At 33.9% G+C, this 20555-nt stretch carries 11 protein-coding genes; 4 read left to right on the top strand and 7 right to left on the bottom strand.

Annotation, left to right across the window (positions count from 1 at the left end; translation table 11 throughout):
• Window positions 1–261: 261 nt before the first annotated feature.
• Window positions 262–1197 carry a class A beta-lactamase gene (gene bla / locus MKY90_RS13175; RefSeq protein ID WP_341091522.1) on the top strand — a complete coding sequence of 312 codons (936 nt, stop codon included), beginning with the start codon at window positions 262–264 and terminating at the stop codon, window positions 1195–1197.
• A 229-nt stretch (window positions 1198–1426) separates the two neighbouring features.
• Here bla and MKY90_RS13170 read toward each other — a convergent pair whose 3' ends face one another.
• From MKY90_RS13170 to MKY90_RS13150, 5 genes are all read right to left on the bottom strand, one after another.
• Window positions 1427–2587 (bottom strand): Ger(x)C family spore germination protein, encoded by a 1161-nt coding sequence (locus MKY90_RS13170; RefSeq protein ID WP_000739710.1) that lies wholly within the window; start codon window positions 2585–2587, stop codon window positions 1427–1429.
• Window positions 2574–4052: a spore germination protein gene (locus MKY90_RS13165; protein WP_078203277.1), complete on the bottom strand. Its 1479-nt coding sequence runs from the start codon at window positions 4050–4052 to the stop codon at window positions 2574–2576. Before MKY90_RS13165 ends, MKY90_RS13170 begins: the two co-directional genes overlap by 14 nt.
• Window positions 4053–4108: 56 nt before the next feature.
• Window positions 4109–5188: an endospore germination permease gene (locus tag MKY90_RS13160; protein WP_033706854.1), complete on the bottom strand. Its 1080-nt coding sequence runs from the start codon at window positions 5186–5188 to the stop codon at window positions 4109–4111.
• A 441-nt stretch (window positions 5189–5629) separates the two neighbouring features.
• Window positions 5630–6307, bottom strand: a complete 678-nt coding sequence (locus tag MKY90_RS13155) for an ABC transporter ATP-binding protein (RefSeq protein ID WP_003189466.1) — start codon at window positions 6305–6307, stop codon at window positions 5630–5632.
• Between the two features lie 11 nt (window positions 6308–6318).
• Window positions 6319–7749, bottom strand: a complete 1431-nt coding sequence (locus tag MKY90_RS13150; protein WP_341091521.1) for an ABC transporter permease — start codon at window positions 7747–7749, stop codon at window positions 6319–6321.
• Window positions 7750–8262: 513 nt separating this feature from the next.
• Between MKY90_RS13150 and MKY90_RS13145 the strand changes: the two genes are divergently transcribed.
• The 3 genes from MKY90_RS13145 to MKY90_RS13135 all read left to right on the top strand — a co-directional run bounded on the left by MKY90_RS13145 (window position 8263) and on the right by MKY90_RS13135 (window position 11926).
• On the top strand, window positions 8263–8724 hold the full coding sequence (locus tag MKY90_RS13145) for a GNAT family N-acetyltransferase (RefSeq protein ID WP_002032325.1): 462 nt from the start codon (window positions 8263–8265) through the stop codon (window positions 8722–8724).
• Between the two features lie 394 nt (window positions 8725–9118).
• A complete protein-coding gene (locus MKY90_RS13140; protein WP_050000471.1) occupies window positions 9119–10120 on the top strand; it encodes an alpha/beta hydrolase in 1002 nt (333 codons plus the stop codon).
• A gap of 849 nt (window positions 10121–10969) precedes the next feature.
• Window positions 10970–11926, top strand: a complete 957-nt coding sequence (locus MKY90_RS13135; protein ID WP_002127565.1) for an alpha/beta hydrolase — start codon at window positions 10970–10972, stop codon at window positions 11924–11926.
• Between the two features lie 88 nt (window positions 11927–12014).
• On the opposite strand, the gene MKY90_RS13130 is transcribed toward MKY90_RS13135, so the two are convergent.
• Window positions 12015–13469, bottom strand: a complete 1455-nt coding sequence (locus MKY90_RS13130) for a pyridoxal phosphate-dependent decarboxylase family protein (protein ID WP_002127563.1) — start codon at window positions 13467–13469, stop codon at window positions 12015–12017.
• 55 nt (window positions 13470–13524) lie between these two features.
• The gene (locus tag MKY90_RS13125; protein ID WP_341091519.1) at window positions 13525–20535 is read right to left on the bottom strand and encodes an amino acid adenylation domain-containing protein; all 7011 of its coding nucleotides are present in this window, start codon (window positions 20533–20535) and stop codon (window positions 13525–13527) included.
• Window positions 20536–20555 lie beyond the last annotated feature (20 nt).

Raw genomic sequence — 20555 nt, 5'->3', positions numbered from 1 at the left:
CAAATTAAGTGGCGTGCAAAAAAGGTGGATTTTGTGATTTTTATAAATAAAATTAATGGATATATTCAAAACCTTAATCATAAATGGAACAAATGTGTTACTTAGATTGTCTATTACGTATAAAAAAGGTGCTTTTGGTAGTTCTCTCATTTTGTAATGCAAGAAACACAAGATGAGTGCTATCCTGTGCATTTGTTAATTGTATAGGTATGTAAAATACCTATACAAAATCCATATATTCTTGAAAGAGGTTGAAAATGTATGATAGTTTCAAAGAAGTTTTTTCACATCGCACATTATAAAAAGATGCTCCCTGTAGTATTACTTTCATGTGCAACGCTTATAGGCTGTTCCAATAGTAATATTCAATCCGCACCACCGAAACAAACCAAACAAGAAAATACAAGTAATCATTCTTTTGTAAAGCTGGAAAAAGAATATGATGCTAAACTTGGTATTTATGCATTAGACATAGGTACGAATCAAACCGTTACTTATCGTTCAGATGAACGGTTTGCATACGCATCTACCCACAAAGCTCTTGCTGTGGGAGCACTGTTACAAAAGAAATCAATAGAAGATTTAGATCAAAGAATTAAGTATACTAGCAAAGATCTTGTGAATTACAATCCAATTACTGAAAAATATGTAGATACAGGTATGACTCTGAAAGAGCTTGCGGATGCTTCCATTCGATATAGCGATAATACTGCACAAAATCTTATTCTTAAACAATTAGGTGGGCCAAGTGAATTCAAAAAATCACTGAGAGAAATAGGAGATACTGTCACAAATCCTGAACGTTTTGAACCAGAATTAAACGAAGTGCAGCCAGGAGACACTCGTGATACTAGTACCCCAAAGGCATTAGCTACTAGTCTTCAAGCATACGCGCTAGGCGATATACTTTCAGTTGAGAAACGGAACTTTTTAATAGATTTGATGAAAAGAAATACTACGGGGGACAACTTAATTCGTGCTGGAGTTCCAGGAGAATGGGAAGTAGCCGATAAGACCGGCTCTGGGTCTTATGGAACAAGGAATGATATTGCAATCATTTGGCCACCAAATAAAAAGCCAATTATTCTTGCGATACTTTCTAATCATGCGAAAGAAGATACGAAATACGATGATAAACTTATTGCAAATGCAACTAAAATAGTGTTAGACGCTTTAAAAGTAACAAATAAATCATAGTAATGAATTTAAGCTGCTCCTACTTTACGGCACATTTAGTTTTAAAGACTAGTACTTATCTAAACGCTAAGAAGTGTAAGCGTATTTTCAGACAACGAAGGAGGTAAAAGCCTCCTTCTGCTCCTAATCGAACTCTCATCCCATTCCGCCACCACATCGTAGTGGTCTTTCGCGTTCGAATCTCCTATTTAGAGTTAATATTTTACATTTCCTTTCATCTTCAACCATTCTAATGCTCAATCATATTACGCATATTTTTAGATTTTCCATTTGTAGCTATATTAATCGAGACATTTAAATCTAATTCTTTATTTTGAAGGGGTATCCCCCCCTCTTTTTTATATTGTTTCCACAATTTAGAATTCTGCCGATATAAGGAATGTGATAACTGATACGTGTCAATCCCTCTTTCGATTCCTTTTCGGTACGTTTTTTTAATTTCTTTTTCAACTTGGTCCTCTGCAATTTTTTTAATATCATTTACAGGCATAGAATTTATTAATTGAAAAATATCAGCATCGAAATGGATGTTCATAAGCATACGTAACTTTCCATTTTTAATAAAATGCTTTGTATCTATCTTTGGATTTTTTAATACTATATGTCCAATGATTTTCTTGTTAAATTTTAATAGTAATGGAGCTCGTTTAGTATTTTCATCCGTCCATCGAACCCCAGCAATATCATGGCTGTTTAAATGATTTATATAGGATTTATCGTTTATAAAACCATAACCACTAAATTTTAACATTGGAAATGATGTATGTCCTTTTTTCCAATATGTTTTAGTCGTAGCTAAGAATGGAATGCGAGTTGTCATCCCAGGTTCATAATAATTTCTTTGGAATTTATATAAAGGTAAAGGATCTATTATTGTATATTGCTTGGTTATCTCTTTTGGTAAATTAATGATTGTATATAATTGAGAAATATTTAATATATTATTGTTCGCTAATATATTTTCTAAAGGCTCCTTAGTTCCAAATATCCACATAGTATCTCGAAATTGAAAAAACCGAGAAAAAAAATCATTAAATTGATTTAAGTCACCATGTTTTAGAAATCTCTCTGTTACAACAATTGTTTTGAGATGCTCCCATGAGATTTCTTGTTGAGCACCCTTATAAAAATCAAATGCTGCCTCATCTAAAATGGGGCCTTTTCCCTTTCCGATATAGGCCTGGCTGTAATTACGGGTAGTGCTCCCTTCTTGTTTAGCTATGTTAGAAAAATTAATAAATTGCGGACGGATGATATAGTTATTATCTTTAAAATCGATACCTAGACTATTTATATACAAAACGTGATGCAACTCTCTTTGATCCCAACACCCTGTTAGAAACGTACACATCATAAAAAGAAATATAACTATTCTTTTATTTTTCTTCATCGGTACTCTCTCTTTTCCTTGTATTATCTTGCGTATGCAATTCTTTAGGTCTTTTTTTCATATACGTGAAAGGAAGTCTAAATGTGGCTGCTAGCATACTTTTAAACACAGGGGGTGAATATGGTGTAAAGAATGGAACTCCAAAAGAGCGTAAATTTACTACATGTATCACCATCACAAGGACACAAAAGATAAATCCTACTATGCCTAATAAAGAAGATACTAAGAATACTACATACCGCAATATACTTATTATTCCTGTTACTGACTGATTAGTTAAAGCAAATGTCGAAACAACCGAGATTGCTATTATAATGACCATAGATGCTGAAACAATTCCTGCACTAATAGCAGCTTGTCCAATAATTAATCCCCCTACAACAGATAATGTTTGACCGAATACGGCAGGAACACGCAATCCTGCTTGTCTCAAAATTTCAAATAAGGTCATCATAATTATCCCCTCTAAAGGAGCTGGAAAAGGAATCCCTTCTCTTGATAAGCTTAATGTAGCTAGCAACGTATAGGGAATCTGATCTGGATGATATGTAATTAGTGCTATCCAAATTCCTGGAAGAAATATAGAAATTGCTATCCCCAAAAGACTTACAAGTCGTACAAAGCTACCGAATATGTAGAAAAGATCTTGATCTTCAGATGTATTCACAAAAAAAGGAAATGTAACTGGTGCAATTGTCGCTGTTGGTGACCCTTCAACCAGTAAAATAAAACGCCCATATAGCAAACAATTCACAGTATAATCAGGGCGCCCTGTATATTCAACTAAAGGAAATACACTAAATTGATTGTTTGTGATTAACTCTTCAATTTGTGCACTTGAAACAACCCCGTCTATTTTAAGTTGTCTTAATTTTAATCGAACTTGATTAATGATATCTTGGGATGCGACATCTTTTAAATACAGGAGTGCTACTTTAGTTTGTGTTCTTTCTCCAATAATAAATTCTTCATAACTAAGAGAACTCGTTTTTAGTCTTTTTCTAATTAATCCTATATTTGTGTTTAACTCTTCAACAAATCCATCACGTCCACCACGAATGGTCATCTCTGTATTTGTTTGTTCAACCGATCTGGTAGGTATTTGAGCAATATCAACTATATATCCATGTTTAGATTCTTCAAAAATAATAAGGAGGTTACCTTCAAATATAATCTGAGAGATAGTTTCATTCGAATTTACCATATCTAATTTCTTTACTGATAACTGGGGAATTAATGTTGAGAGGTTAAACTCTTCTATTGAATTACTTGAAAGCTCTTTGCAAACATGGGATGATGTGGCTTGTTTTAATTTTGTATTGTCAATTAAGTTTTGACAATACATAAACAATACTGAATTCCTTTTTTCTTTCTCATCCAATTCACGCTTTATTACTTTTACATCGTTGCATCCTTCAAACCACTCTAGTATTATCTTCTCATTTATTTCTACTTGTTTGTTCATCTACGTTGTCTCCTTCAAACTCAGCAACCTTATATAAAATACATCTCCATACTCTTTTAAGAGCTTTTCTTAAATTTAGCAACCCATACAAACACTATTAGTAAGATAGAAAACAAAAATAGCCCTAAAGCTGAAACTGGTAAAATAATTTGAGATACAAACCAATAGAAACTAGAGTCACTGATGGGTAGTATACTTATTAATAAAATACATGAAAGTATTGCAAACATAATCCCATTTCTCGTTTTTCGATTTGTAATTGATAACAAATCTGGTATAAGAAAAACAACAAGTGATAGACGAATAAAGATCCCTACAAGCCACTGATACACGGAGAGAAAGTCTAAATTTTCAATATACCTTCCTATTGACACAAGTCTCCATTCTTCAAATGCTGGATATCGTTGGTTTGCTGCTACGAAAGGTCCAAATTCTATAATAGCTGCCATAACTGGGCCTATTGTGATACCGATAATAACCATTCCCAAAGCGATCAGTTGATATAATTTGACTTTTGAACAAATGTGATGCTGTAAGAAAAGAATAAAAATCAACTCTAAAAATCCTGCTGCAGGATAAACCATTCCCTTAAATACTGGCTTCATTCCATTTTCCATCATTGGCTGAAGTAAAGAATAATCTTTATGCGGAACATTTGCAAACATTACAAAAAAACCAAGTAGGAATACAATAGGTAACAAAACACCTGTTGTAAGTGCAATAGATTGAATTCCTCTTGTAGCATTATAGAGACAAATCATTGAAAAAAGTATTCCTAATACAAAGTGAGGTGTTTCTGGTAAATAAAAAGAGAAAAAGGTTAATGTTTCTTTTAGTGCAACGACACCAATTGTTATTAAATAAATCACAACTATGAATATGATTGGATATACACTGAGTTTCCCAAAATTATTTTTTAACCACGAAAACAAGTGTTCATTTTTTATGTTTCTATATATGATGAATATTAATGAAATCCAAATCAAGTATATAATGCTTACTAATATGATAGAGATCCACGAATCTCTACCTGAGGTATCTAATAACATAGGAATCATAATGACATGATTAATTATCCCAATACTACCAATGAGTATCATAGAAACTTGAAATAAAGTAATTGTTTGCTTAGTCATACATACCACCATATTTTGTAATGAATAAATATTACATAGTATAACTGATACATTGCATCTTTATTCCAAATGGTTAGTGCTTAGAGCCATGGACAATTAAACGCTCTTATTTATAAAATCTATCACATGAGATGTAAGCTAGTTCCTTTTTACAGATAAATAATTAAACGGGACAGTATTTAGATCATACACCTAAATACTGTCCCGTTTTTTATACGCAATTCTTCAATGATATAGTAAACCGATCATAACAAAAAGAACCTGTAGAATATACTACAAGTTCTTTTTCAAAAATTGTTAAAAAGGGAATAACAAACTATCTTAACATTCAATACAGGGAGACCATTTTAATTATGGCTTGGTTATATTGTATATCAAATATAAATATTTGAAGAAACTAATTTCGAAAATTATGTGAATTAAAAAACTAGGGTGTTTATATTAAATTTCGTTTACTACCAACTTCTTCTTACTTAAATAGACTGCACGGTCTGATTTTTTAGCAACTTCCTGTGAGTGCGTCACAACAATAATACATTTATTTTCTTTATGTGCAAGTTCTTGAAACAGTTCTATTATATCCATTGCCGTTTCTTCGTCGAGGTTTCCTGTCGGCTCATCCGCAATCAGTAAATCAACATTACAAGATAACGCTCGAGCGATTGCAACACGCTGCTGTTGCCCGCCACTTAGTTGCAGAACATTTCGTTTCGCTTCTACTTCTGTAAGTCCTACTTTCTCTAATAATTCTAATGCCCTTGCCGTTTTATTTTGCACTTTAACACCTGTAATTTCCATTGCTGTTAAGACATTTTGAAGAGCACTCATATAGGTAATCAAATTATAAGATTGGAAAATTACCGATACATTTTGATTACGGTACCGATCCAAACCAATTTTTCGAATATCCTTTCCATTAAATAGTACATAACCATTTTTAGGTATATCTAGCCCACAACCTAAGCTAAGCGTAGTGGTTTTACCAGATCCGGATGGTCCTAGAATCGTGTAGAAATGTCCTTTTTGAAAAGAAAAGTTAACATTTTCTAGTATCGCTACTTTTTTTCCGTTACTTTCATAATAATAATCTAAGTTTTTAAATTGTAAAATCGTCTCCATATCGAGCCTCCTTATTCATCTTTTAAAAGAATTTGTTTTGGATTCAGGCGTAGAATAGATAATGCTGGAAGAAGCGTTGCTAATATAGCAATAGCTAGTCCAATCCCCCCCATTTTCCCTACATCTTCGCCTGTTACACTTACATTAATTTTATCAATTGGATCCTCTTTTTGATTTTGTACAGTTCCACCAGGTCCAGCTACCATTACAGTTCCATTTTGTGAGGTGTTTGTTTCTTCTCCTGCTGTAGCAATTTCACTCAAAAGTAAATTATTCCCTATGAATTGAGAAATTTTTGCTCCTGTTGTTATGGATAATCCAAATGCTAAAATAGCGATACATACTACTTCTACTACGAACTGCGCCATCAGTTTCCACTTTTTCTCTCCAATGGACAATAGAATCCCCATTTCCTTACGACGTGCTTTAATCGATAACATAATGATTAACCCTAAAATAATCGCACCTGCAATTGATACAATATAAATAATCATTTGAGAAGTTGATGAGATATTTTCGATAGGCCCAATCATTTGTTTGTACAACGAATCATGTGCATCTAATTTATAATAATTAAAATCAATATCAGATTTTTTTGCTTCTTCTTTAAATGCTTCAATGTTTTGTGGATCTTTCAAGAAATACACGACTTGAATGCTACTTATACCTTGATCTATTTCTAATTTTTTCATAGTTGAATGCGGCATATATAGTTTATTAGCTGGATCCATTATAGGAGGAGCTTGTTGCCCCATTGCTTGCTCATTCGTTTCGTAAATACCGATAATTTCAACCTCCAGGGTTTCCTTCTTATCCCCTGATTGCACTTTAACTTTGTCTCCTACTTTCAAGTTGTTTAATTCCGCTAATCGTTTTTCCATTAAAGCTACATTCTGATCTTTCATCTGTTCTGTAATTGGTTTCCCATCAATGATTTTACTTTTTCCATTCTTAAAGCTTTCTTGTAATGCAGTTTTGCGAACTCCCTCAATCATAAAAGAAGAATTCATATCTATTTCTGTACCGGAGCCTGAACCGCCTCGTACAGCCGCCATTCCCACCTTACCTTTTCCTTCTTCTTCTCCTTCTGAAGCTCCTACTAGTTTAAGTCCGTCAGAAATTCCGAGAGTGCTAGTTATGTAATTATAGTCTTTTACATACTTTGACTTCGCTAATTGATCTGCTTCTTTTGTATTAAGCTTCGGTGGATTAGGCATCTCTCCAGTTTCCCTAGCTTGTTGACCTAATTTGTCAAAATCAAGACTTAAAGTAACATCTGCACCGAGTTTTTTTCTTGCTGCATCAGCAGCTTTTTTTGATGCATTTTGGATTGTGAATCCTGCCAACACTAAATTTGTAACAATTAGGAAAACCGCCATCAAAATTAATGATGTTCCTACTCTTTTTTTCATACTGAGAATTGCTCGTTTCATAAAGTTCATTTTTTCTTACCTCCTTGATAACTTGTATTCTATATAGGTTATCTAGAGTCTATATGGAGCTAATCGGTAGTTTATCTAGAGATATAAGGAGTTTATGTGTAGTTATTCATTGACCTGGTCAAGAAAGACCTGAACACATATTCAAAAACGTAATCGTTTTTGAATATTGGCAAGGAAGTTATGGCTTTAGATAGCATTGAATGAGAGCATACAAATCCATGCTTATTACGTAATTTCTATACAACAAATAAAAACCACCCTATTTGAATGGTTCTATGTGTGCTTGTTAAATATGAAAATTCATTAAAGAATATGGAGGTTTTTTGAAGTTGGTCGGATTTTCTAATAATAATATTGTGTTAAAAAGCCTAAATTATAATTTTATAAGTTAGGCTTTTATGCTATCTATAAGAAAAAGTTATAGAGACTCATAATATTTTATAATTTAACCTATTATATTTAAACAAGTAAAATAAAAGTAACAAGTGCATACATTAAGGAGGTTTTTTGATAGTGACAGAAACTATAACATTTAGGATTGCAACGGCAGATGATTTAGATGAAATTGTAAAAATGCTTGCTGATGATGTTTTAGGAAATAAAAGAGAGCGCTATGAAACACCACTCCCTGATAGTTATATAAGAGCATTTCATGCTATTGATTGTGATCCAAATAACGAGTTGATTGTAGCGTGTGATGGGACGGAGATTGTCGGTATTCAACAAATTACATTTACGCCTTACATTGTACGTCAAGGGGGTTGGAGAGCTACAATTGAGGGTGTACGGACAGCCTCATCAAAACGTGGTAAAGGTATAGGAAGTAAACTTATTAAATGGGCTATTCAACGTGCTAAATTACGGGGATGTCATTTAGTACAGTTAACAACAGATAAAGAACGACAAGAAGCTTTACACTTTTATAAGAAATTAGGTTTTAAAGATTCTCATGAAGGATTAAAACTCTTTCTCTAATGAATATAGCTATTTATATACCAAAAAGACGTATATTGTAAGGTTAATTAACTATAGGCTTCGAAAATTATGGTAACTATCACTGTATTAAATATACAAATTGACACATTGTCTTTCATATAAATTACGTCACTTCAAAAGGTGTACCTTTTGATACGAAAATAAGCAAGTTAATGTTCTCTTTTATGAATGAGAATATTAACTTGCTTTTTAGGTTTTTGTAAAAGATATTTATAGTTTTATTTTATTGATAGCTTTATAATATAATATACAAATTTCCCACCTGTTTTATAATTCAAGCATCTACTATTAGGAAAAGAGAATATTTTACAATTAATTTACAGCATAAATTTTGTCCATCTTTTAGACGATATGTATTTTGGAGGAGGTTAATTTGATTTTTTCAAAACTCATTGATCGATACGCCTTGTATGATTTGCACAAAAAAAGAAGTGTAAAGTTTCAGTATACTTCTCTTTCTAACACCTCACTATATATAAAGGACATAGAATTTTTTTATAAAGTAAAACCATCTCATATTCATTTTAACATTAAGCATTTAAAACAAGAAAAGGAATACATGGTTGGACAATTCAAATATAAAAGCTCAGTTCAATCTGGTGATTCACGCAACGATTCTGTCACTGGAGAATTATTTTTACATAAAAATGAAGATGCACCTCATGTCATCTTTGTTCACGGTTGGAGAATGGATTCTAACGAACGTGTAAAAAAAATATTCCACGACCATATGACCAACTTGAAGTGGAATATGTATTATTTCACTTTACCATATCATTTTGACAGAAAACCGAACCAATCCCTATACAGTGGAGAGTACATGGTAAGTGCCAATGTTGAACGAACTGTAGAAGCAACTAGACAAGCGGTAGCTGATTTACGAACTTTGATCAAATGGATAAAAGAAAATAAAAATGGTCCCTTGATTTTAATAGGAATCAGTTTAGGTGGAGTTATTACTAACTTAACATCTCTTGTTGAACCAGAAATTGATGTGTTAGCATCCATTTTCTACGCGAATCGACTCTCATATTCAATTTGGAAGACAAATCCAGGTAAATTTATTAGAGAAGATTTGGAACATCATGGTGTTACGTATGATGATTTAATAGCTTATTGGAAAATCACTGAACCGAGTCAAGCGTTACCAAAAGTAAAAAAAGAAAATATTTTATTAATTTCAGGTAAGCACGATCTATATGTGCACTCTGAGGATACGGACTATTTGTGGGAATCCTGGGAAAGACCTACGCGATATATTTATACATGCGGACATGCCGGGATTGTTCTTAAACGTAAAAAAATTGCAACTGATACTATCAATTTTATTCAGAATCGATTGAACTCCTCACACTTCCCCAAAGACATACCTTAAAGTGAGGGATTACTAAGTATAGAATCTTATACTTGTAATCTTTCATTTTATACCAAGTTCATTTCATATGGAAAAGGGTTCCTCATCATTTTCACCAGGGGCTTATTTTTATAAAAAGAAATTATTGTTGTTTACCCTTTATATGCAATATTACATATAAAAATCTTTAATTGTTCTGTTATAATTTTAAGAGTAAATTATTCATCCATTAATTTACACCATCCATATCTACAGTTATGGAAACCCTAATTACATATAAAAAAGAGAAGAACTTTGGTGAGTTCTTCTCTTTTTTATATTTTTTTAAGATTACTATCCAAAGTAATTATTGCAATTACTTTAAGCTGGCTTTTGAATTATAAATTCTGATTTTCATACTTCTTCATGAGTCTAGATAAGAAAAAAGAATCTACTCCTTTTCTAGCCAAATAAAAGGAATTTTTTTAAACAGTTATTTTAATTTGTACTGTTTTCCTATATTAATGCCTGCCCATGAGTATTTCCCTGAATTATATATTAAGGAATGAAAATGGATTAATTCTTTCCGAGTATGAATTCGAATAGGTATCACTTGCAATATGTCATTAAAATAAAAAGGATTATCACTTGGTTTAATTAGAAGACTAAGTGTACATAAATACAACGACATGAAAACACTTTGCTCCTAAATCCACTACTTGTATTATTGGTTGCGTGAAACTCCTTCTTGAGAAAGGCTTTAATTTCCGAATATTCTGTTGACTGTTATCGCATATCCAATTTACAATTTAATTGTGATATTTTTTCACAATTAAACTACTTAGAATACACTTCATTTATTCGAAAACAATTACAAATAGAGGTGCTAAAATGAAAACAAGAGTAAATCCAGAGTTATTACAAGGGTTAGAGATGTTTCCAAATCTCGATTTACACCCGGAAAACTTGCAATCAATCAGAGAAGGAATAGCTCAAATGAGACCACCTACCGTTGTTGATGAATCCCTTTCGTTAACAGATGAAGTCATTGTTGGACCTGATGATAATCCGTTACCATTAAGAATTTATCGTCCAAAATCAAATAATGAACCTTTACCTGTCTTATTATGGATACATGGTGGTGGTTATATCTTAGGGTCTATAGATGATAACGATGATACTTGTATGAGGTTTGCAAAAGAAGCTGGCTGTGTTGTCGTGTCTGTAGACTACCGCTTAGCACCTGAACACCCTTACCCAGCACCAATTGAGGATTGTTATTCAGCTTTAAAATGGATTGCTGATAATGCGAAGTCATTAAACATTGATTCGAATCGAATTGGGGTTGCAGGAGTAAGCGCTGGAGGTGGACTAACAGCAGCATTATCATTATTAGCCCGAGATCGAAAATATCCTTCAATTTGTTTACAGATGCCACTCTATCCAATGATTGATGACCGAAATAATACACCTTCAGCGAATGAAATTAAAGAAGGATTTGTTTGGAATCAAAAGGCAAATGAAGCCGGTTGGAAAATGTATTTAGGAGAAATGTATGGAACAGATCAAATCCCTGTCTATGCAGCGCCTTCTCGAGCAGAGGATTATAGTGATTTACCATATACTTACACATTTGTTGGTCAATTAGATCCATTCCGCAGTGAAACATTAACCTATGTAAGCAAACTAGCGCAAGCTGGTGTTGATGTCGAGTTTCATTTATATCCAAATGCCTATCACTGGTTTGAAGGGTTAAATCCAAATGCCGATGTATCTATTTACGCTGTAAACGAAATGGTACAAGCAGTAAAGACTGGTTTCAAAAGAGTCTCTAAGGTTGAGGCTTAATCCCTTTACAAGAAAAACACTCGTAAATAGTATAATAGCCGATTCTCATTAAGAATCGGCTATTAATATGTAAAATTCACCTAATATATCAAGGTTGAGAAACAGATATAAGATGTTTAGGCGATGTGTTTATTTCCTCTGCCAACGCCTTAATGCTCATCATGATTTGAAGTATTTCTTCTAATGTTGTCCTCGGGTTGATAGAGCAAAGTCGAATTACTACTTTTTCTTTTAATTTAGTCGTACTTAGCATAGCAAATCCTCTTTGATTAATTTCTTCCACCAGTTTTTTGTTTATTTCATGAATTGTTTCTGTAGACGTTCGCTTACAAGGAATATAACGAAAAGTAACAATTCCTAATTGGGCAGGTGTTACTACTTCCCAATCTTTTTCTTTCCTTAAAAACTCTTCAACTTGTTCAGCCAACATAATGCCATGATCTATTGCCTCACGAAAAGCTGTGACTCCAAATGCTTTAAAAGAAAGCCATACCTTTAATGCCCTAAATCTACGAGAAAGTTCAATTCCACGCTCCCCAAAATTCACTTTTTCTTCTATATTAGTTTCCGTATCCTTAATATACTCTGGGATCATACGGAACGTTTTACTTAAATATTGGCTATTGCGAATGAGTACACAACCAACATCATAAGGCTGAAAAAGCCATTTATGCGGGTCTAACGTCAAAGAATCAGCACGATGAATTCCTCTTAACACCTCCCTTCCTTTTTCACTGAGAATTGCTGCAGCCCCATAAGCACCATCCGCGTGTAGCCATACATCTTCATCACCACATAGATCAGCCAATTCATCGAGGGAGTCCACCGCTCCGCAATTCGTTGTCCCTGCATTAGCAATAACACAAAATGGTTTTTTCCCTTTTAATCGATCTTCTTTTATTTGCTTTCTTAAAGTACTAACTGAAATTCTTAAATCTTCATCTGTTTCAATTCGGCAAATTTGATGATGTTTAAAACCTAATACTTTAAGTGCTCGATCTACAGAAAAATGAGTTTGGTTAGAAAAATACACAACCGCATTTTCTATGTCATTATTCAGCTTGACCTGTCTCGCTACAGTAAGTGCAGTCAAATTAGCCATGGAACCGCCACTGACAAATAGCCCTTCAGCTGAATCAGGGAATCCTAGCATTGATTTTAACCAGTTGATTGTCGTTAATTCAATTTGTTCAGCACCTGCACCTACTATCCAAGCTGTAGGAAATACATTAAACCCACTTGCTAAAAAATCTGCTATTACACCAACATAATTATTAGGACCTGGCACAAAAGCCATAAAATGAGGATGATCCACATGAGTAATTTGATTAAACACATTGTTATTAAGAAAATGAAGTAACTCTTTTGGATTGGATCCGTTTTCTGGAATCGTTTCAATTAGCTTGTCTCTAAAAATATTACTATCAATCGTTTCCGAAACTGGTTTACTTTTTAAATGATTCATATGATCAACAATCAAGTCCACCGCTTGATATCCTAACTGACGCATCTCTTCGGCTGATAACTGCAAGTTTTTTGTCATTTGGTTTACTCCTATTCTATTTAAAAAGGCGAGTTCTTGCTCGCCTTTTCATTTTTTATAATTTGTAATCACCGATTGCCTGTATTGGATTTTGAAGAATCATGTTGATTAACTGATGGATGTGATTCAATATTTCCTGTATTTTCTCCGCTTCATATACGGTTTGATCATATCCAAACTTTATTGTAAGTTTCTCTTCAGGGAAGCACATAATTCCATACTTTACATGAGGCTCATCAACAACTTCGTAATCTGTGATGGCAAAATTTCTGTTTTCATTTGAAGAAAAGATAGCTGAGTTAGTCGGATAGTTTTCAAAAACCCACAGATGGTCAGTCAACTCAGTTTTTAATTCACTTTGTTTTTGTATATCAACAAATGAATAGTATGCATACTCATTACATTTCAATGTTTCTAGTTGTACTTTTTGCAGGAAGTCCACAAAAGATTGCGTTTCTGTCCATGCTAGTCGGATAGGCAAAATATTTGTGAACAGACCGAACATATTTTCAATCCCTTCTACTTCGGGAGGTCTGACTGATACTAGATTAGGTAATACTACTTCTCTCATTCCGTTGTATTTGCCAAGCAATATTCCCCATACAGCTAGTAATGCCGAATTCATAGTTATATTGTTTTTAGTTACAAATGTCTGTAACTGATTAGTCAAATCCTTATCTAATGTTAAATCCATAAATGTGAAATTTAACCCTTCACTTTGAGTTGGTACTTTCTTTTTAGGAATACTAATTTTCCGATTGTATCCTGATAAATAATCCCGCCAAAAATGACGTGCTTTCTCATGATCTCGTGCTACAGTCCAATCTATGAATGTCTCAAAAGGTTTCACTATAGGTAACTCTGCCGTAGTTCCCGCATTTATTGTTTCATAGAGCTGGAATAATTCGTCTATCAAAATGCTGACGCTCCAACCATCACATAATAGATGATGGGAACTCCAAACCACCTTATGCTCGTTAATTTCTAGTTGGAATATACAAAGACGGGTCATGAGTTCATCATTTTTGAATCCTTGACTTAAATTTTCATTCATCCACTGGTCTAGGAATTCTTGCTGTTCTTGTTTCGTCATCTCAATCAAGTTTTTTATCTCTGAAATCATTTGAACATCATGTAGAACAGCTTGCCAAGGTTGTGCTTGTTCATCTTGCACAATTATCGTTCTTAAAGAGTCATGACGATCAACTAATTGTTGGAAACACTGAATAAAGAGATTAATATCCAGCTCCCCCTCAAGTGCCCAAATTGTTTGTTCGAAATATGCATTTGTATCAGGTTCAGTCGCAGCATGTTCATAAATAACTTCCTGGAAAGGTGCCAATGGGTAAATACGTTCTATTTTTATTTCTGGCATTTTTTCTTGTATTTTGATAAGTGTATGTTGATTAAGTTGTTTATCTTTAACATTTAGTACTGTAACTTTATTATCGTTCATTTTGTTTACATCACTTGTTTGCGAATTTGGAAGATGATCAAGCTTTTTAACAAATTGAACCATGTCTCCTAATATAGGAAATGAAAATAAATTTTTTGGCTCCAGCTCAAATCCTTGTCTATACAGTCTGACGGAAACTTGAATCGCTTTTATCGAATCTCCACCTAAGGCAAAGAAATGATCATTTACTCCAATCCGATTTACTTTGAGTACTTCTTGCCAAACACTAGTTAATATTTTTTCCATTTCCGTTTTTGGAGCAATAAATACTTCATTTGTTTGTTTCTCCGGAGTAGGGAGCGCTTTTCTATCTAATTTCCCGTTTGGAGTCAAGGGCAATTGTTCCAAATAAACAAAATAAGAAGGAATCATGTAACCTGGCAAGTGATCTCGCAAATGCTTTCGAAGTTCTGTTGTGCTAATATTTTTCTCAGTTACCACATATGCGACTAAAAATTTTATACCATACTCATCTGTCTGATCAATCACTACTGCATGTTCGACTTGTTTGTAAGTGAGAAGACAATGGGCGATTTCTTCTAACTCTACTCGATATCCTTGAATTTTGACTTGATAATCTTGGCGGCCTAAAAATTCAATATATCCCTCAGGATGCATTTTTCCACAGTCTCCTGTCTTGTAAATAAGACCAAAATCAGGATGTGATACAAATGCTTCATTTGTTTTCTGTTCATCATTTAAATATCCTTTAGCAAGGCCCACTCCCCCGATATATAAATCTCCAATTACACCAACAGGGCACATTTTCTTTTCATAGTTCAACACATAATACGTTTGGTTTGCCAAAGGAATCCCGTATGGAATACTTTTCCAATGCGATTCCACCTGTTTGACCGGATAATAAATTGACCAAATCGATGCTTCTGTTGCTCCTCCGAGTGAAACTACTTCCGCAATCGGAAAATGTCGTTTTATTTTTTCTGGTAAAGAAAGTGGAATCCAATCTCCACTATGTAAAACTAAACGCAAGGAAGAATGTTCAAAATGAGAACCTACTTGATCTAATGCCAAATCCATAATTGCAGGTACTGTATTCCAAATTGTAATTCCTCTACGTTCGACAGTACGGATTAATTCTTGCATGTCTCTTGGGTCACGAATCATTACCAAGATTGCACCTGTGCTTAACGTTCCGAAAATATCGTATACAGATAAGTCAAAACACATAGAAGAAATACCAATAATACGATCATCTTCATTTACCTGATATTTTTGATTAATATCTTGAATGGTATTTGCAACCGCTTGGTGAGTAATAATTACTCCTTTCGGTTTTCCTGTACTTCCTGAAGTGTAGATAATATAGGCAAGATCTTCCGGACCAGCAATAGCAGGCATATCTTCTGTTGTGTATAATGACAAGCGGTTTTCTGCATAAAGACTAGGTTCTAATAAAAGTTTGCATGAGCTATTTTCTAAAATATATGTTTGGCGATCTGAAGGATGGTCGGGATCAATCGGAACATAAGCGGCACCTGCTTTTAAAATACCTATCATATTAACAATTGTGTCAACTCGTCTTTGTGCTAAAAGACCAACCTTGTCACCTAGACCAATTCCTTGTTCTTTTAAAAAGTGCGCAACTTGATTGGAGCGCTTATGAAGCTCCGAGTATGTTAAGTAGTCTTGTTCAAAAACTACTGCTACTTCATCCGGTGTACGTTTTACTTGGTCTGTAAATAATTGATTTAAAGTAGTCGACGGTATTTTTTCTGTTGTCTCATTGTATTGCTCAATTAAAGCATGGTCTAACTCTTTCATCTGCAAAGATGTTACGTCACTTTGTTTCACTAATTGTTCCAATAAGTCAACAAATTGGTGAAACATCGCTTCTATCACATCAACATCAAACAATTCTTCAACATAGTTCCAGCTAATTAATAACTCTCCATTTTTTTCAATTACCACATTATCCAAATGCACTTGTGGAGTCCGAGCATGAATATGGCGAAGTGAACCAAGTTGTTCCCAAGCAAAAGCCCCCGCACCTGCTAGCATCGAGGTGAAAACAATTGGCATAACTGCTTTTGGCGTCATTTGATGATATCGAGTAAAATCTCGAATGAAATTAACTCCATCGTAATGGCGATGTTCGAGACCATCTAATAAAGTAGATTGCGTTTCTTTTACTCTAGTAAAGAAAGATTGATCTGGATTCACATCAACATCCAACAAGATGAGTGAAGTGAAATCTCCCACAATTTGCTCTACTTCTTCATGAACAGGATAACGGTTAAATACAGTCAAATTAATTGCCAATCGACGTTGATTACTCCAATATGCCAATACATCACTATATATTGTACAAAGCAGAGCCGAAGGAGTTACTTCTTTCTCTTGTGCTAACTTTCGTAGCTTTGTCCATATTTCATTGTCCAGGATCTTATTAAGTGATTGGAACTTAGGAATAGCAATCTCTGCCGGATCCTTTTTTAACAGCAAAGAAGGCGCAAACGGAAAGTCAGGAAGCTTACTTGTCCAATAATCTTTTGCTGTTTTATATTCTGTACTTTGTTCCAGTTCATCATAGATAAACATGTAATCTTGAAAATCAAAAGATAGAGGTTCTAACCTTTGCTCTGGTTTATAATAATAATGAAACAAATCCTGTCCAACGATGTTCATGCTTGCTCCGTCCATTAATAAAGCATCGTATCGAAAACATAATAAATACGTGTCTTCTTTTAAAAGAAAGGCTTTTAATTCAAACAAAGGCCATTGCCCTAAAGGAAATACATGATTAGTCATTCGAGAACGTTCTTCTTGTAAGCGAGCATTTTGATTCCTATCATCTAAATCTATGAGACTTACTATTTCAATCTCGTAATCAGGAACGCTTTGTAATATTTGCTGTTCTCCCTCTGGTAAAATTACAGCTCGTAACATCGGATGACGTTGAATTACCTTTTGAAAACTTTTTGAAAGACGATTGATATTCAATTCTGTTTCATATTCAAAATAAGTTTGAGGTGAAATACCACTTAATTCAAACTGTGAATTCCGTCCTAACATGTACGCTGTCTGAACCTCTGTTAAGGGAAATGGCTTAGACAAATCTTTAACATGGGTTGGTCTATTTTCAAAGTTTTCCGTTTTATGCTCTAACTTTACACAAGTACTAAGTTGAGCAATCGTGGGATGCTTAAAAAAATCTGTTGTACTTATTTTTAAGCAGTCTTTTCTTAATAGATTAATTACCTGAAGTGCTTTAATCGATTCTCCTTTTAAAGCAAAAAAATTATCATGAATACCGATTCCCTCAATCTCCATAACTTTTTCCCATGCATGCACCAATTTTTGTTCAATTTCATTGCGCGGGGCAACGTATGGAATTGATACATAATCTGTTTGTGTTATATCTAATAACCTTTTCCTATCTACTTTCCCATTTGGATTCAACGGAATCTCTTCCACCTGAATCATTTTTTCAGGAATCATAAACTCAGGTAATTTATCACTTAAATATTTTCTGATTTCATCAAAAGAGACCTTATTATCCGATACATAGTACGCAGCTAATAATTTCCTATTTCCATATACTTGATCAACAACGATAGCTTGGTTTATTTCTGGATATTCCCTTAACTGGCTTTCGATCTCTCTTAATTCAATCCGATATCCCCGAATTTTTACTTGATGATCCATTCGACCTAGATATTCAAGTTCTCCATTAGGCAACCAACGAACGAGATCACCCGTATGATACATCATTTCTCCTGCCGTAAAGGGACTCGGTACAAACTTTTCATCTGTCAGTTTAGATTTCCCAAGATACCCTCGTGCTACCGCCACGCCACCAATGCAGAGTTCACCCGGAATTCCAAATGGTTTTAATTGACCATACTTATTCAATATATAGGAATGATAATTCGGGTTGGGACTTCCAATCGTAACTTCTTTGGCAGAGCTCAAATCCTTTACTGTTGCACAAATGGTTGTTTCTGTAGGACCATAAATATTTAAAATTGTCGCTTCACTGATGCATCGAATTTTTTCAACCAAATCAATGGAAAATGCTTCTCCTGCTAACAAAATAGATTTTAAATCTTTTAGAAAATTTGCCCCTTCTGGATCACTCAAAATCACTTCCATTCGCGATGGCGTTGATTCCCATAAATCCACCTTATGTTCTTTGACCAAATAAGCTAATTCTTTTGTTGCGAACTGATCCTCTGTAGCAATAACTACTTTCGAACCTTGTGTTAAAGGCAGACATATTTCTAACAAGGAGATATCAAAAGATACACTAGCAAGAAACAAGAATGACTGATTATCTTTTACTTTTTCTCTCATTACACTTAAAAAATGGACAAGAGATTTCTGTTCTACCATTACCCCTTTTGGATTCCCTGTCGATCCCGATGTGTAAATAACATAAGCTAAATCATTAGGATAACTTTCTCGAACTAAATTACTTTCCTCACCTTGGAAGAGATATTCCTCATCAAGATACAGCACTTCACCCGCAAATTGCGGCAATTCTACTTCTGTTCGCTTGCTCAGTAAACATTTCGCTTGACTATCTTGTAACATATATTCAATTCGTTCATTTGGATAGTTAGGATCGATTGGTAAATACGCTGCTCCTGCTTTTAAAATCCCCACCATGCCAATGATCATTTCCAATGACCGATCTACCATAACCCCAATAATACTTTCTTTGGAAACACCTTTACTTTGAAGAATAGAGGCCAATTGATTTGCTTTCTTATTCAATTCTCTATATGTCAAAGATTGATCATTACAAACAACAGCAATTTGATCTGGGGTTTTTAACACTTGTTCCTCAAACAAATTTTGAAATGATTGAGACAATTCTATGTCCGCCTGACCTTGATTCAATTCTTCTAGCAACTCTTTCTCTTCTTCTGAAATGATACAAATATCTTTCACAGCCAAATTCGAATTTGTTGACACTTGCTTTAAAACATAAAGATATGAATTTGCAAACTGTTGCAAAGAAGAGAATGAATGAGACTTGAAAGAAATTTGAATTTCAAATTCATTATGTATTTCATTCCATTTTCTTTGTATCCAGATGGCTAAATTATTCTCTGCATATTCTTCTATCAAATTTTTATTATGTAATCCTTCCATCCCAATAACAATTTGAAAAGGAGTTAAATGGTGTTTCGCTAATAATTCAGAGAGTGGATAACTCTGATTGTCATACCCGAATAAAGTCGTTTGTTCAATCTGATTTACTACTTGTTTAAAGCTGTGATGCGGATAGATTTCACTTCCTAAAGGAATCAACTTATTAAGATTCTCGCTTTGTTCAATATTCTTTTCAATTACAGGAATACCAATAGTAATCCTTTCTTGATCTGTATAGTGTGCCAAACAAATCCTTAACGCGGCCTGTAACCAGCTAAATAATAATAAATCTTGAGACTTAATTACTTTTTGTATACTTTTACTAAACTCTACATTCATTATGACTTGAACGTGCTCGCAAGGATTTTCTTTATTTAGTTGGTAACCGCTATTAAATACAGAAAAATCGAGAACCTCGGAAGATAACTGCTCTTTCCAAAACGCCTCTACCCCTTTATTTTCATGAATCGAACTTCGATCTTTAATGTGCATTTTTATCTTTATCCCCCTAA

Origin of the sequence: Bacillus sp. FSL P2-0099 (assembly GCF_038007445.1) — a bacterium.
Taxonomy (GTDB): domain Bacteria; phylum Bacillota; class Bacilli; order Bacillales; family Bacillaceae_G; genus Bacillus_A; species Bacillus_A mycoides.
This window is presented reverse-complemented; position numbering and strand designations above follow the sequence as displayed.

Bases quoted from the DNA above. Each gene is read 5' to 3' on its own strand.
- MKY90_RS13135 (WP_002127565.1), top strand. From the start codon at position 10,970: ATGAAAACAAGAGTAAATCCAGAGTTATTACAAGGGTTAGAGATGTTT.
- MKY90_RS13165 (WP_078203277.1), bottom strand. From the start codon at position 4,052: ATGAACAAACAAGTAGAAATAAATGAGAAGATAATACTAGAGTGGTTT.
- bla (WP_341091522.1), top strand. From the start codon at position 262: ATGATAGTTTCAAAGAAGTTTTTTCACATCGCACATTATAAAAAGATG.
- MKY90_RS13170 (WP_000739710.1), bottom strand. From the start codon at position 2,587: ATGAAGAAAAATAAAAGAATAGTTATATTTCTTTTTATGATGTGTACG.
- MKY90_RS13150 (WP_341091521.1), bottom strand. From the start codon at position 7,749: ATGAACTTTATGAAACGAGCAATTCTCAGTATGAAAAAAAGAGTAGGA.
- MKY90_RS13160 (WP_033706854.1), bottom strand. From the start codon at position 5,188: ATGACTAAGCAAACAATTACTTTATTTCAAGTTTCTATGATACTCATT.
- MKY90_RS13155 (WP_003189466.1), bottom strand. From the start codon at position 6,307: ATGGAGACGATTTTACAATTTAAAAACTTAGATTATTATTATGAAAGT.
- MKY90_RS13125 (WP_341091519.1), bottom strand. From the start codon at position 20,535: ATGCACATTAAAGATCGAAGTTCGATTCATGAAAATAAAGGGGTAGAG.
- MKY90_RS13130 (WP_002127563.1), bottom strand. From the start codon at position 13,469: ATGACAAAAAACTTGCAGTTATCAGCCGAAGAGATGCGTCAGTTAGGA.